This window comes from Burkholderia sp. AU15512, assembly GCF_002223325.1.
Classification (GTDB): domain Bacteria; phylum Pseudomonadota; class Gammaproteobacteria; order Burkholderiales; family Burkholderiaceae; genus Burkholderia.
On record NZ_NKEX01000008.1, the window covers coordinates 283280 to 297656 of the forward strand.

Here is a 14377-nt window from a genome sequence, read left to right on the forward strand (position 1 = left end):
CCCCGGAATTAGGGGATTTCCCGCGTTTTCCCGGTTTTTTTTGATCAACGCTTGTCGCTCCATTTTTCTTCTTGCATGCTTGTATAGACAAATTCCTGAGGCCGCTTGCATGACCGAAGGGATGACGATCTTCAACGCAAGGAGAAAACTCGTGAACGGCAAGCGCATCAAGTGGGCAGTCAGGACGATCGGCATCATCGCGGCGGCAGCGGCCACGCTTTCCGCGCCGGTGCAGGCGAAGGAATGGAAGACGGTGACGGTGGCGCTCGAGGGCGGCTACGCGCCGTGGAACCTTACGTTGCCGGGCGGCAAGCTCGGCGGCTTCGAGCCCGAGCTGCTCGCCAACGTGTGCGAGCGGATCAAGGTGCAGTGCAACATGGTCGCGCAGGACTGGGACGGGATGATCCCGGGGCTGCAGGCCGGCAAGTTCGACGTCCTGATGGATGCGATCTCGATCACGCCGGAGCGCGAGAAGATCCTGCTGTTCTCGCGTCCGTATGCGGCGACGCCCGCGACGTTCGCCGTCACCGATACGAAGATCCTGCCGAAGGCGGCGCCGGGCGCGCCGATCGTCAAGCTGTCGGGCGACGCGAATGCCGACAAATCGACCGTCGACGCGCTGCGCAAGCAGCTGAAGGGCAAGACGATCGGCATCCAGTCGGGCACCGTCTACACGAAGTTCATCAACGACAGCTTCAAGGACATCGCGTCGATCCGCGTGTACAAGACCTCGCCCGAGCGCGATCTCGACCTCGTCGCCGGCCGCATCGACGCGTCGTTCGACGATGTCACGTACTACGCGGCGAACAACACGAAGAAGGACACCGCATCGATCGTGCTCGCGGGCCCGAAGCTCGGCGGCCCGATCTGGGGGCCGGGCGAAGGGCTCGCGTTCCGCAAGCAGGATGCCGACCTGAAGACGAAGTTCGATACGGCGATCGGCGCCGCACTTGCGGACGGTACCGTGAAGAAGCTCGCCGACAAGTGGTTCAAGACCGACGTCACGCCGTAAGCGCACGTCCGGCCGCCGCCGCGCAAGCGGCATGAGCCGCGCGCGGCGGCGCGCATCCTGCCGATCCACTCAACGCTTGCCGGGAGGCACGCATGGCGATCCTTGAAATGCTGGGCTTCGGAACCGAAGGCTGGGGCGGCGTGCTGCTGCTCGCCGCACTGATGACGGTTGCGCTGACGCTTGCCGCGCTCGCGGTCGGCGCCGTGATCGGCGCGGGCATCGCGGCCGCGAAGCTGTCGCGCTATCGCAGCGCCCGCCTGCTCGGCGACCTGTACACGACAGTGTTTCGCGGCGTGCCCGAACTGCTCGTCATCTACCTGTTCTATTTCGGCGGCTCGACGCTCGTCACGGCCGTGGGCCAGTGGTTCGGCGTGGAAGGCTTCATCGGCGTGCCGCCGTTCGTGATCGGCGCGCTCGCGGTGGGGATGATTTCCGGCGCGTACCAGGCCGAGGTGTATCGCGCGGCCGTGCTCGCGGTGTCGAAGGGCGAGCTCGAAGCGGCGCGCTCGATCGGCATGCCGCGCAGCATGGTGCTGCGGCGCATCCTGATTCCGCAGGTCCTGCGCTTCGCGTTGCCCGGCATCGGCAACGTGTGGCAGTTGAGCCTGAAGGATTCGGCGCTGATCTCGGTCACCGGGCTCGCCGAGCTGCTGCGCACGAGCCAGATCGCGGCGAATTCGACGCATCAGTATTTCGTGTTCTTCGTCGCGGGCGGCGCGCTCTACCTGGTCATGACGGGGCTGTCGAACCGCGTGTTCAACCGGGCGGAAGCGATCGTCGGCCGGTCGTTCCGCCGCAACTTCGCACGCAACTGACGGAGCGCCCATGTCACTCGATTTCGACTTCCTGTTCGACACGCTGCGCCAGCTGCTCGCGGCGGTACCGACCACGCTCGGCCTGTTCTTCGCGTCGCTCGTGCTCGGCGGCCTGCTGTCGCTCGTGATCGTCACGATGCGCGTGTCGCCGCGCTGGCTGCCGAACCGCTTCGCGCGTGCGTACATCCTCGTGTTTCGCGGCTCGCCGCTGCTGATCCAGATGTTTCTCGTGTACTACGGGCTCGGCCAGTTCGGCGTGATCCGCGAGAGCTTCATGTGGCCGCTGCTGCGCGAGCCGTACGTGTGCGCGGTGCTGTCGCTCGCGCTGTGTACGGCCGGCTACACGGCCGAGATCCTGCGCGGCGGGCTGATGGCCGTGCCGGTCGGGCAGATCGAGGCCGGCTATTCGATCGGCCTGTCGGGCTTCGCGCTGCTGCGCCGCGTGATCGGCCCGATCGCGCTGCGCCAGTGCCTGCCCGCGTATTCGACCGAAGCCGTGCTGCTGGTGAAGTCGACCGCGCTCGCCAGCCTCGTGACCGTGTGGGAGGTGACGGGCGTCGCGCAGCAGATCATCCAGCAAACCTACCGGACGACCGAGGTGTTCGTGTGTGCGGCCCTCATCTACCTGGGCCTGAACTTCATCGTCGTCCGCCTGCTCGGCGCGCTCGAATGGCGGCTGTCGGGCCACCTGCGCGCGCCGAAGTCGTCCGGCGCACCCGCGGCCGACGCACGCAATGCGCGACGTGTCGCATCCTGACCGCGTCCTTCCTTCCAGGAGAAATCGATGAACTCTGCTGCTCCCGTCGCCCTGTCGGTCAGGAACATCCACAAGTCGTTCGGCGATCACCACGTGCTGAAGGGCATTTCGCTCGACGCGCACGAAGGCGACGTCATCTCGATCCTCGGTGCGAGCGGTTCGGGCAAGAGCACCTTCCTGCGCTGCCTGAACCTGCTCGAAACGCCCGACGACGGCTCCGTCGCACTGGCCGGCGAGGAACTGAAGATGAAACGCGCGCGCGACGGCAAGCTGCATCCGGGCGACCGGCGCCAGGTCGACCGCATTCGCTCGCAGCTCGGGATGGTGTTCCAGAACTTCAACCTGTGGTCGCACATGACCGTGCTCGACAATCTCGTCGAAGGGCCGCTGCGCGTGCAGAAGCGCAGTCGCGCCGAGGCGGTCGAGGAGGCGGAGGCGCTGCTCGCGCGCGTCGGCCTCGCGGACAAGCGCGGCTACTATCCGGCCCATCTGTCGGGCGGCCAGCAGCAGCGGGTCGCGATCGCACGGGCGCTTGCGATGCATCCGAAGGTGATGCTGTTCGACGAACCGACTTCCGCGCTCGATCCGGAGCTGGTCGGCGAGGTGCTGCGCGTGATGCGCTCGCTCGCGGAGGAAGGGCGCACGATGCTGGTCGTCACGCACGAAATGGGCTTCGCGCGGCACGTGTCGAACCGCGTGATGTTCCTGCATCAGGGCGAGGTCGATGCGGACGGGACGCCCGGCGACCTGTTCGGCGGCCAGTGCTCCGAACGCTTCCGCCAGTTCGTGTCGAGCCATCATGACCGCGCCGCGAACTGAGGCCGCCATGACCGTATTCCGTTCGGCCCGGCCGCTCGACTGGCGGCAGATCGCGGCGGTCGCGGCCGGCGCGCCGCTCGCGTTGACCGACGACGCGCGCGGGCGAGTCGTCGCGGCGCGCGAACTCGTCGACGCCATCGTCGCGCGCGGCATTCGCGCGTACGGCGTCAACACGGGCGTCGGTGCGCTGTGCGACGTGATCGTGTCGCCCGAGCAGCAGGGCACGCTGTCGCGCAACATCCTGATGAGCCACGCGGTCGGCGTGGGCGCGCCGCTCGGTGCGGCGGAAACGCGCGCGATCATCGCGGCCGCGATCAACAACTACGCGCACGGGCATTCCGGCGTGCGGGCCGACATCGTCGACCAGCTGGTCGCGCTGCTCGAGCACGATTGCCTGCCGGAAGTGCCGGCGCACGGGTCGGTCGGCTACCTGACCCACATGGCGCACGTCGCGCTCGTCTGTATCGGGCACGGCCACGCGCGTCATCGCGGCGAACGCGTGCGTGGCGACGAAGCGTTGCGCCGCATCGGCCGCGAGCCGCTGGCGCTCGGCGCCAAGGAGGGGCTGAGCCTGGTCAACGGCACGCCGTGCGTGACGGGGCTCGCCGCGCTCGCGCTCGCCCGCGCGGAGCGGCTGCTCGACTGGGCCGACTGGATCGCGGCGACGAGCTTCGAGAATCTCGGCGGCCAGCTCGCCGCGTTCGATCCGGCCTCGCTGGCGCTGCGCATTTCGCCCGGCATCGGGCACGTCGGCGCGCGCCTGCGCGCGATGCTCGCCGACAGCGCGATGCTCGCCGCGGCGAACGGGCGGCATACGCAGGATCCGCTCAGCCTGCGCACGATTCCGCACGTGCACGGCGCGGCGCGCGACGTGCTGGCGGTCACGGCGGAAGTCGTCGACCGCGAGCTCGCGTCCGTGACCGACAATCCGATCGTCGCGGGCACGCGCGACGCGCCGGCCGTCCATTCGCAGGCGCATGCGGTCGGCGCGGGCATCGCGCTCGCGATGGACAGCCTCGCGGCCGCGATGGCGCAGGTCGCGGCGATTGCCGAGCGGCGGCTCGACCGGCTCGTCAATCCGCTCGTGAGCGGGCTGCCGGCGTTTCTCGCGGCACCGGGCGGCACGTGTTCCGGGTTCATGATCGCGCAGTACACCGCGGTCGCGCTGGTGGCGCAGAACCAGCGGCTTGCCGCGCCCGCGAGCCTCGACGGCGGCATCACGTCGGGCCTGCAGGAAGATCACCTGTGCCATGCGACACCGGCCGCGCTGAAGGCGCTCGACATCATCGAGAACACCACGCGTGTGCTCGCGATCGAGTTGCTGGCCGCCGCGCAGGCGTACGACTTGCAGGAAAACGAAGCATCGCGGGCGGCGCCGACCGACGCGCTGCGGCGATACGTGCGCGAACGCGTGCCGGCGTATCACGACGACCGGCCGCTCGCGGACGACATCGCGAGCGCGGCCGCCATCGTCGCGGGCGTACCGCCGTCGTTGGCGTGACGCAGCGGCGGGGCGGCGGTCGGCAGGTCATCCCATCTTCATTCGATCGAGGGCGCATGAACGAAGCGGAACGATACACGGCGGCCCGGCCGGGGGCGGTACCGGGCGACGACGTGCCGGCGCGCGCGCTGCCGGCCTACCAGCAGATCAAGCGCTACGTGGTGGAGCGGATCGCGAACGGGGACTGGAAGCCCGGCGGCGCGATTCCGACCGAGGCCGAACTGGTCAAGGAGTTCGGCGTGGCGCGGATGACGGTGTCGCGTGCGCTGCGCGAGCTGACCGCCGAGCGTGTGCTGACCCGCATCCAGGGCGCGGGCACCTTCGTCGAGCGCCGTCATTACGAATCGACGGTGCTCGAGATCCGCAACATCGCGGACGAGATCGCCGAGCGCGGCCATCGGCACAGTGCGCGCGTGATGACGCTCGAAAGCAGTGAGGATCCCGAGGCGATCGAAGCGCTCGGGCTGCGCACGGGTCCGGTGTTTCATTCGCGCATCGTGCATTGCGAGGAGGGCGAGCCGATCCAGTTCGAGGATCGCTACGTCAATCCGGCGCTGTTTCCCGCGTATCTCGAGCAGGATTTCACGGTCGAGACGCCGAACCACTACATGGTGCGGCTCGCGCCGATCCAGCGTGCCGAATTCCGCATCTACGCGCAGAAGCCCGATGCGCAGGTGCGCCGGCACCTCGTGATGGAAATCGGCGAACCGTGCCTGCTGCTGCGGCGGCGTACGTGGGTCGGCGGGCAGGTCGCGACGTCGGTGCAGCTGTGGCATCCGGCGTCACGGTTTCATCTGGCGGGGCGGGTGTAGCCAAGGGGCGGGCCGCTGCTGCCGTTCGACGTCTTCGCCCGAACGCGTTCGTCGGGGCGGGGCGCGCACCGGCTGCCCGATGCCCGCTCCGTGCGGCCGGCATTCAGGCCGCTTGCGCGTGCCGGTTGACCGGGTACGCGAGCCCGAGATGCTCGCGCAGCGTCGCGCCTTCGTAATCGCGCCGGTAGACGCCGCGTTCCTGCAGGATCGGCACGACCTTCGTCGCGAATTCCGTGAACGCCGTCGGCGTGCCGCCGCGCACGATGAAGCCGTCGGTAGCGCGCGCATCGACCCACGCCTGCAACCCGTCCGCCACCTGCTCGGGCGTGCCGGCGAACGCGGGGCGCGGCGTGGCCGCCTCGAGCGCGACCTCGCGCAGCGTCAGGCCGCGCTCGGCCGCGTCGCGCTTGATCGTGTCGGTGGTGCTGCGGAACTGGTTGCCGCCGAGTTCGCCGAGATCCGGGAACGGCGCGTCGAGCGCGTATTGCGTGAAGTCGTGGTGATCGAAGTAGCGGCCGAGATAGTCGAGCGCGTTGTCGATCGTCACGAGCCGCGCCGTGTCCTGATACTGCGCTTCCGCGTCGGCGGCCGATGCCGCGACGATCACGCTCGTGCCCTGGAACACCTTCAGGCTGTCGGGTGCCCGGCCGCGCGCCGCGAGCCGCTTCTGCACGTCCGCATAGAACGCCTGCGCGAGCGGGATCGTCTCCTGGCGCGTGTAGATCGCATCGGCATGCTCGACCGCGACCCCTTTGCCGTCGTCGGACGCGCCGGCCTGGAACAGGATCGGGCGCCCCTGTCGCGAGCGGCCGATGTTCAGCGGCCCGGCGACCGAGAAGAATTCGCCGGCGTGGTTCAGCGTGTGCAGCTTGTCCGGATCGAAGAATACGCCGCTCGCCTTGTCGCGCACGAACGCGTCGTCTTCCCACGAGTCCCACAGCCCCTTCGTCACGGTCAGGAATTCCGATGCGATCCGGTAGCGCAGCGCATGCTCCGGGTGCCTGTCGCGCGAGAAATTCTTCGCCGAGCCTTCGAGCGGCGACGTGACGACGTTCCAGCCGGCCCGGCCGTCGCTCAGGTGGTCGAGGCTCGAGAACTGCCGCGCGACGGTGAACGGATCGCTGTACGACGTCGACAGCGTGCCGACCAGCCCGATCCGCTCGGTGACGAGCGCGAGCGCCGACAGCAGCGTGAGCGGCTCGAAGCGGTTCAGGAAGTGCGGGATCGATTTCGCGTTGATGTGTAGGCCGTCGGCGACGAACAGCAGGTCGAACTTCGCGGCCTCGGCCTGTCGCGCGAGCTCGCGCACGAAGCTCACGTTGATGCTTGCGTCGGCGACCGCGTCCGGATGACGCCACGCGGACAGGTTGCCGGACGCGCCCTGGATGATGGCGCCGAGATGGATCGGGCGGGAGGTAGCGGAAGTCGGTTGGCTCATGACGGGCAGGAACGAGAGAGGGGTGGGTGTCATGCGAACGCGGCGCGCGCGGGCGACGGGCGCGCGTCGGGCAGCGTGGGCAGCGCGTCGAGCAGCGACGCGGTGTACGGATGCGACGGCGCGGCGAACACCGTGCCGACCGGGCCGCTTTCGACCACGCGGCCGCGCCGCATCACGAGAATCCGGTCGGCGACGTGATGCACGACGCCGAGATCGTGCGAAATGAACAGCATCGCGGTGCCGTGCTCGGCCTGCAGGTCGGCGAGCAGGTCGAGCACCTGCGCCTGGATCGACACGTCGAGCGCGCTGACGGGTTCGTCCGCGACGAGCAGCGCCGGATTCGGCGCGAACGCGCGCGCGATCGCGACGCGCTGCCGCTGGCCGCCGGACAATTCGCGCGGATAGCGGTCGATGCAGCCGGCGCCGAGCCGCACTTCGTCGAGCAGCTGCAGCACGCGGCGGCGGCGCGCATCGCCGCGCACGCCGATCGCGTCGAGGCTTTCGCCGATGATCTGGCCGACCGAATAGCGCGGGTCGAACGAACTGTACGGGTCCTGCGCGATCAGTTGCAGCCGTGCGCGGCGGGCCCGCCGTGCGGCTTCGGGCACGCCGCTCCACGGTTCGCCGTCGAGCGTGACGGTGCCGTGGTCCGGCTCGATCAGGCCGAGCACGATCCGCGCGATCGTCGATTTCCCGGAACCGGATTCGCCGACGATCCCGAGCGTCTCGCCGCGCGCCAGCACGAACGACACGCCGTCCACCGCGACAGGCGCGTCGTGGCTGCCGTAGCGCTTCGTCACCGCGTCGACGGCGAGCACTTTCACGCGGGCGTCGATCCGCTTGGGCGGCAGCGGGATGCGCGCGGCCGCGGCGTCGACATCGGCCTGCGGATCCGCCGCGAGCCGGAACCCGCGCGACGCGGGCGTCGGAATCGCGGCGAGCAACTGGCGCGTGTACGGATGCGCGGGCGCGGTCAGCACGTCGCGCGCCGGCCCCTGTTCGACGACCTGGCCGGCCCGCATCACGAGCACGCGATCGGCGAGTTCGGCGACGACCGCGAGATCGTGGCTGATCAGCAGCAGCGCATCGCCGGCCTCGCGGCGCGCGCGCAGCAGCGACAGGATCTGCCGCTGCACGGTCATGTCGAGCGCCGTGGTCGGCTCGTCGGCGATCAGCAGCGATGCACCGCCGGCGAGCGCGGTGCCGATCAGCACGCGCTGCCGCAAGCCGCCCGACAGCTGGTGCGGATACTGCGGCAAGCGCCGTTCGGGCTCGTCGATGCCGACCGAGCGCAGCAGGTCGGCGCTGCGCGCGTGAACGTCGCGCCGCCGCGTATCGTGCAGCGCCTCGGCGACGAGATCGCGCACGCGCCACAGCGGATCGAGCGACACGAGCGCGTCCTGCAGCACGTAGCCGATCCGGCGGCCGCGAACGGCGCGCCAGTCGCGTTCGCGATGGCGCCGCGCATCGGTGCCGGCGATCTCGAGGCGTTCGGCGTCCACCACGGCGTGCGGGCCGTTCAGCCCGACGAGGCTGCGTGCGGTGACCGACTTGCCGGAACCCGACTCGCCGACGAGCGCGACGCATTCGCCGGCATGGACGACGAGGTCGAGCGGCCCGACGACGGGGCGCGTGCCGCGCGGGCCGCGGAACCCGATCGTCAGGCGTTCGACGTGGACGAGCGGCGTGGCGTGCGGTGCCGGTGCGAGGGTCGTCATGTCGTCTCCCGGCGTTCGAAGCGAGCCTGCCAGTAGCCGCCGAGCGCATTCACGGCGACGACGGCCGCGGTGATCGCGAGGCCGGGCCAGACCGCGATCCACCACGCGTTGTACAGGTAGTTGCGGCCCTCGGCGAGCATCAGCCCCCACTCGGCGGCGGGCGGCTGCGGCCCCATGCCGAGGAAGCTCAGCCCCGACGCGCCGATGATCGCGGTGCCGAGCCCGACGGTCGCGAGCACCGGCACCTGCGCGATCGCGTGCGGCAGCACGTGGCGCCACACCAGCACCGCCGGCGCGAGGCCGAGCGTGCGCGCCTGCTCGACGTAGCCGGAGCCGGCGACGACGAAGGTCTGCGCACGCACCACGCGCGCGAAACGCGGCACCGACGCGACGCCGAGCGCGAACACGAGGTTCGTGGCGCCCGGGCCGGTAAACGAGATCAGCATCAGCGCGAGCAGTAGGTCGGGGAACGCGGACACGACGTCGAGAAAGCGCGAGATCAGTTCGTCGAGCCAGCCGCGCGCGAGGCCCGCGAACAGCCCGAGCGCGGTGCCGAACAGCGTCGCGACTGCGATCGACGCCGCGCTGATCGACAGCGAGTAGCGGGCGCCGTAGACGACCCGCGAAAAGATGTCGCGGCCGAGCTGGTCGGTGCCGAGCCAGTGTTCGGCACTGCTGCCGAGCTGCGCGGCCAGCGGATCGGCGGCCAGCGGGTCGTAGCGCGCGAGCCAGCCGGGGGCGATCACGGCGGCCGCATTCAGCAGCAGGTAGACGGCCGCGAGCGCGAGGCCCGGATGGCGGCGCAGCCAGCCGGCCGCGCCGATTGGCGCGCGCGGGCGCCACGGCAGGTCGAGGGGCGTGGACATCGGTGTCTCCGGTTCAATGCCGTGCGCGGCGGTCGCGCAGGCGGGGGTCGATCAGCAGGTAGAGCAGGTCGACGGCGGTGCTGAGCGCGACATAGATCGCCGCCGCCAGGATCGCGATCGCGAGGATCACCGGCATGTCCTTCGACAGCACCGCGTCGACGGTGATCTTGCCGAGGCCGGGCCGGCCGAACACCTGCTCGGTGATCACCGCGCCGCTCAGCAGCCCGCCGACGAGCCAGCCGGCGAGCGTGACGGCGGGCAGCGCCGCGTGGCGCAGCGCGTGCCGCACGCGCAGCGCGAGCCCGCCGATGCCCCACGAGCGCACCGTCAGCGCATACGGCTCGTCGAGCGCGCGCTCGATGCCCTGGCGCAGCACGCGGCCGATCACCGCGCCCTGCGCGAGCCCGAGCGACAGCGCCGGCAACACGAGCGACGCGAAGCCGCGATCGCCGGCGACCGGGAACAGCTTCAGCGTGAAGCTGAACACGAACAGCAGCATGATCCCGAGCCAGAACGACGGGGTCGACGCGAGCAGCAGCTCGACGCCGGACGCCGCCCGCCCGGCCCAGCGGCGGCCGGCCGTCAGCACCGCGAGGCCGACCGCGAACACGAGCGTCACGACGAGCGCCGCGCCCGTCAGTTTCAGCGTCGGCCACAGCTGGCCGATCACGAGCGGCGCGACGTCGGTGTTCAGGATGTAGGAGCGGCCGAAGTCGGCGTGCAGCACCCGCCACAGGTAGTGCAGGTACTGCAGCGGCAGCGGCTCGTCGAGCCCCCATTCCTGGCGGATCGCGGCTTCGATCTGCGGTGTGCTCAGCTGCTCGCCGATCAGGATGCTGACGATGTCGCCGGGCGCGACGTGCACGGCCGCGAACGACAGCGTGATCGCGGCCCACAGCACCAGTACGCCGGTGGCGAGCCGCGTCGCCACCGGCGAGCGCAGCACGCGGCGCCACGCGGCCGGCGACGAGGCGGGCGGCGCGGCGGGCGTGGGCGCCGCGGCGTCTTGAACGGAAACAGGGACGGCGCTCGGATGGTTCATGCTCGGCTTCTCCTGCCGGTGCCGCGCGCGGCGGACCGATGTGGCTGGCTCGCTTACTTTTTCACCCACACGTCGTACGGGTTCTCGGGCATCTGCGCGAACGGGCGGAAGCGCAGGCCCTGGACGGCCTTCGCGGCGGCGATCTGGTCCTCCGGTTCGTACAGCGGCACCGCGTACGCCTGCTCGTTGATCGCGAAGTGCTGCAGCTCGCCGTACAGCGTCTTGCGCTCCGCGACGTTCTGCGTGCGCGCGGCCGCCTGCAGCCAGCGCGTCAGTTCCGGCGCCGCCGCGCGGCTGTAGTTCAGCGCGCCGCCGCGATCGACGGGCAGGTAGTGGCCCTCGATGTCGATGCCGTCCGGCGGCGTGTTCGAGTTCGCGATCGAGCCGAACTTGCCGGTCTTGCGCGCCTCGACGTACGTGCCGTCGTCGACGTACTGGATCTTCAGGTCGACGCCGAGCCGCTGCCGCGCCTGCGCCTGCAGCGCCTGCAGCAGCACGTCGCGCTGGTCGCGCACGGTCGCCTGCGCCTGGATCACCGCGATCGTCAGCCGTTCGCCGTTCTTCGTGCGGTAGCCGCCGCTGTCGCGTGCGCGCCAGCCGGCCTCGTCGAGCAACTGGTTGGCAAGCTTCGGATTGTTGCCGTAGGTCTTTTCGATGCGCGCGTCGTAGAGCGGGTCGATCGGCGACGTGATGCCCCATGCGCGCGTGCGCTCGCCGCGATAGATCGACTGCACGATGCCGGTCGTATCGAGCCCTTCGAGCAGCGCGCGGCGCACCTTCACGTCCTGCGTGGGGCCGTAGCCGACGTTCAGGAACAGCGAGTACGGCGTGCCGGTGTTCAGCGCGTGCTGGTAGGTGAAGTCCGGGTTCTTGCGGATCAACGCCGCGTCGTTGCCGGATACGCCTTCGATCACGTCGACCTGGCCGGACAGCAGCGCGCCGGTGCGCACCGACGATTCCGGCAGGAACCGGTAGACGATCCGGTCGAGGTAAGCCGGGCCCTGATGGCCCGCCGTCGGCGGCGCCCAGCGATAGTCGGGATTCCTCGCGAATTCGATTTCCTGCCCCTTCACGTAGCGGCGCAGGATGAACGGGCCGGTGCCGGCGACGTCGGTGCCGCCCGACTTCAGGCCCGGCCGGTCGAACGCGTTCGGCGACAGCAGCGCGAACCGGCCGGCAAAGGTCAGGAATGGCGCATACGGCGCGTCGAGCGTGATCACGACCGTGCGCGCGTCCGGCGTCTTCACGTCCGCGACGTGCAGGATCTGCCCCGCGAGCTGGCTGCCGCCCGAATAGGCCGGATTGCGTGCGTTCAGGAAGTTGCGCGCGACGGCCTGCGCGTCGAGCGGCGCGCCGTCGCTGAACTTCACGCCGTCGCGCAGCGTGAACGTGTAGGTCTTGCCGTCGGGTGACACCTTGTAGCCGGTCGCGAGCCACGGCACGAAGCTGCCGTCCGGCTTGCGCGCGAGCAGGCTCTCATACACGTTGCGCAGCAGCAGCTCGACCTTGTCCTGGCCGTTCAATTGCGGATTCAGCGTGCGCGGCTCGGATTCGACGCCCCAGGTCAGCGTGCCGCCCGTGACGGGCGTGCCCTGGGCGAACGCCGCGGGCGGCAAGGCGAGGGCGAACAGCAGCGCGGCCGATGCCGTGCGGCGCGACGCGCGGAGCGTGGAATCCGGAAAAGCGAAGGTCATGCGGGGCAATCCTTTACAAGTGGCATGGCGGGTGGAACGGGGCACGACGAAGCGCGGTGCGGGACAGGTGTCGAAACGGCGCGCGTGGAACGTCATGCGCTGGCGCGAAGACGCTCGGCGCCCTGAGCGGCATCCGCCGCCGGCGGTTCCCGGTAGAGATCCGGGATCAGGATCTTTCTCAGCCAGACGAGCGGCGTGCCGAGCGTGTTCGTCGAGCGGTCGAACGCGACATAGCCTTGCCGCTCGTAGTACGGCTGCAGCCACGGATGATTGGTCGCGGTCGCGAGATAGGTCGCGGGTGCCTTGACCTGTCCGGTCAGGAATTGCGCTTCGACGTGGCCGAGCAGGGCGAGGCCGACCCCCTGCCGCTTGAACGCGGGCGCCACCGCGAACCAGTGCAGGAACGGATACGGCGTGCGGGGGCGCTCGCCGGATACCCACGGGAACCGCACGGTCAGCGTCGCGGCAGGCGCGCGGCGGCCGTCGGCGTCCGCGCGCTCGAGCACGAAGGTCGTTTCGCGCGCAACGGTCTGCGCGACGTGCTCGATCGGCGAGCGAATGATGTTGAAGTGCACGCCCTGCGGCACGAGCGGCGCATACGCGTCCTGCAGCAATGCATAAAGGGCCGGCACGTCGTCGGCGCCGGCAATGCGGATCGTATCGGTCATCGTGCGGCGCCTTCGAGATCGGGTCGACGGGTGACGGCGGCGGTGTGCGGTGCATGCGGCGTTTCTTCGGTCGCGCGTCGTGACGCCGCCAGGTCATTGCCGTCAGCCGACGCACCGGCCAGCAGCCGCAGCGACGCAATCCTCGGTGCTGCATCGGCAAGCGGCGTGTCGACGACGAATTCCGCGATCCCGTGGCGGCGATGCAGCACGTCGAGTTCGCGCAGCACGTCCTCGCGCGTGCCGTGCACGATCCGCGTCTCGCGGGCGTCGATCCGATGCGGCCCGTCGCCCGCCTGACGGATGTACGCGTGCGCCTGTTCGAGACTGCCGACGTTGACCGCCGGCGTGTCGCCCACTTGCACGCGAAAGCCCTGATGCCCGCTCGCGAGTCGCGCGGCCGCTTCGCGCGTGGCGGCGACGATCACGGATACGGCGAGCAGCGGCGTGCGGCCGCCCGATGCGTGGCGGTATGCGTCGAAGCTCCGTTCCAGATCGGCGGTGGCTGCGTTGAGGTGCGACGCATAGACGAACGCCCAGCCGAGCTGGGCGGCCAGCGCGGCGCTTTCGGCGCTCGCGCCGAGCAGGAACGGTTGGGCGGCGACGGGCGGAAACGGTGTCGCGTGCAGCGTGGCGGCTTCGTTCCCCGCGTCGCCCGGCGGCGTGTGGTTGCCGTCGAGATGGCGCTTCAGCTCGGCGGCGAGTTCGGCGAACGACGCGCGTCGCGCCGGCTCGTAGCCGGCCTGCAGCGCGCGCGTCGACAACGGCAGCCCGCCCGGCGCCTTGCCGATACCGAGATCGACACGATCGGGTGCAAGTGACGCGAGCAGGTTGAAGTTCTCGGCGATCTTGTACGGGCTGTAGTGCTGCAGCATCACGCCGCCCGATCCGACACGAATTCGGCGAGTGTGGGCGAGCACATGCGCGATCAGGATTTCCGGCGACGGGCACGCGAGCGCGGCCGTGTTGTGATGCTCCGCAAGCCAGTAGCGGTGATAACCCGCGTCGTCGGCGAAGCGGGCGAGCGACACGCTGCGCGCGAGTGCATCCACGGCGGTTTCGCCCGGTGCGACGGGGCTCTTGTCGAGCACGCTCAGGCGAAACGGGAGGGCGGGTAGCGCGGTAGCGGAATGAGGGGCGTCGGACGTCATGAGGGTGCGACCGGCGCGGTTCGAAGCGGCACGATCAACGGGTTAGGCATGCCGGATTATTTTTCGACGCCGTTTGCCCGGTCAAAC

At 70.0% G+C, this 14377-nt stretch carries 13 protein-coding genes; 6 read left to right on the plus strand and 7 right to left on the minus strand.

The window, feature by feature from the left end; translation table 11 throughout:
• The first annotated feature begins 151 nt into the window (after positions 1-151).
• The 6 genes from CFB43_RS33595 (at position 152) to hutC (ending at position 5716) form a co-directional block, all read left to right on the plus strand.
• The gene (locus tag CFB43_RS33595; protein ID WP_039353370.1) at positions 152-1012 is read left to right on the plus strand and encodes a transporter substrate-binding domain-containing protein; all 861 of its coding nucleotides are present in this window, start codon (positions 152-154) and stop codon (positions 1010-1012) included.
• 92 nt (positions 1013-1104) lie between these two features.
• Positions 1105-1827, plus strand: coding sequence for an ABC transporter permease (locus CFB43_RS33600; protein ID WP_089498438.1), 723 nt, complete (start codon positions 1105-1107; stop codon positions 1825-1827).
• Positions 1828-1837: 10 nt separating this feature from the next.
• Complete coding sequence (locus CFB43_RS33605; protein ID WP_089498439.1) at positions 1838-2584, plus strand: ABC transporter permease; 747 nt, start codon at positions 1838-1840, stop codon at positions 2582-2584.
• Between the two features lie 27 nt (positions 2585-2611).
• The gene (locus CFB43_RS33610; RefSeq protein ID WP_089498440.1) at positions 2612-3403 is read left to right on the plus strand and encodes an ABC transporter ATP-binding protein; all 792 of its coding nucleotides are present in this window, start codon (positions 2612-2614) and stop codon (positions 3401-3403) included.
• A gap of 7 nt (positions 3404-3410) precedes the next feature.
• The gene (locus CFB43_RS33615; RefSeq protein WP_089498441.1) at positions 3411-4904 is read left to right on the plus strand and encodes an HAL/PAL/TAL family ammonia-lyase; all 1494 of its coding nucleotides are present in this window, start codon (positions 3411-3413) and stop codon (positions 4902-4904) included.
• Positions 4905-4960: 56 nt separating this feature from the next.
• Positions 4961-5716: a histidine utilization repressor gene (gene hutC, locus CFB43_RS33620; RefSeq protein WP_089498442.1), complete on the plus strand. Its 756-nt coding sequence runs from the start codon at positions 4961-4963 to the stop codon at positions 5714-5716.
• Between the two features lie 103 nt (positions 5717-5819).
• Here the strand turns inward: hutC and CFB43_RS33625 are convergent, their stop codons facing one another.
• The 7 genes from CFB43_RS33625 to CFB43_RS33655 all read right to left on the minus strand — a co-directional run bounded on the left by CFB43_RS33625 (position 5820) and on the right by CFB43_RS33655 (position 14290).
• Positions 5820-7187 carry an LLM class flavin-dependent oxidoreductase gene (locus tag CFB43_RS33625; protein ID WP_373452572.1) on the minus strand — a complete coding sequence of 456 codons (1368 nt, stop codon included), beginning with the start codon at positions 7185-7187 and terminating at the stop codon, positions 5820-5822.
• Entirely contained in the window at positions 7184-8872 is a 1689-nt protein-coding gene (locus tag CFB43_RS33630) for a dipeptide ABC transporter ATP-binding protein (RefSeq protein WP_089498444.1), read from the minus strand. Before CFB43_RS33630 ends, CFB43_RS33625 begins: the two co-directional genes overlap by 4 nt.
• The gene (locus CFB43_RS33635; protein WP_089498445.1) at positions 8869-9738 is read right to left on the minus strand and encodes an ABC transporter permease; all 870 of its coding nucleotides are present in this window, start codon (positions 9736-9738) and stop codon (positions 8869-8871) included. Before CFB43_RS33635 ends, CFB43_RS33630 begins: the two co-directional genes overlap by 4 nt.
• Positions 9739-9751: 13 nt before the next feature.
• Entirely contained in the window at positions 9752-10780 is a 1029-nt protein-coding gene (locus CFB43_RS33640; RefSeq protein ID WP_089498446.1) for an ABC transporter permease, read from the minus strand.
• A gap of 53 nt (positions 10781-10833) precedes the next feature.
• On the minus strand, positions 10834-12474 hold the full coding sequence (locus CFB43_RS33645) for an ABC transporter substrate-binding protein (RefSeq protein WP_089498447.1): 1641 nt from the start codon (positions 12472-12474) through the stop codon (positions 10834-10836).
• 92 nt (positions 12475-12566) lie between these two features.
• Positions 12567-13142 (minus strand): GNAT family N-acetyltransferase, encoded by a 576-nt coding sequence (locus tag CFB43_RS33650; RefSeq protein ID WP_089498448.1) that lies wholly within the window; start codon positions 13140-13142, stop codon positions 12567-12569.
• Complete coding sequence (locus CFB43_RS33655; protein WP_089498449.1) at positions 13139-14290, minus strand: MsnO8 family LLM class oxidoreductase; 1152 nt, start codon at positions 14288-14290, stop codon at positions 13139-13141. The genes CFB43_RS33650 and CFB43_RS33655 overlap by 4 nt, the downstream gene beginning before the upstream one ends.
• Positions 14291-14377: the final 87 nt, after the last annotated feature.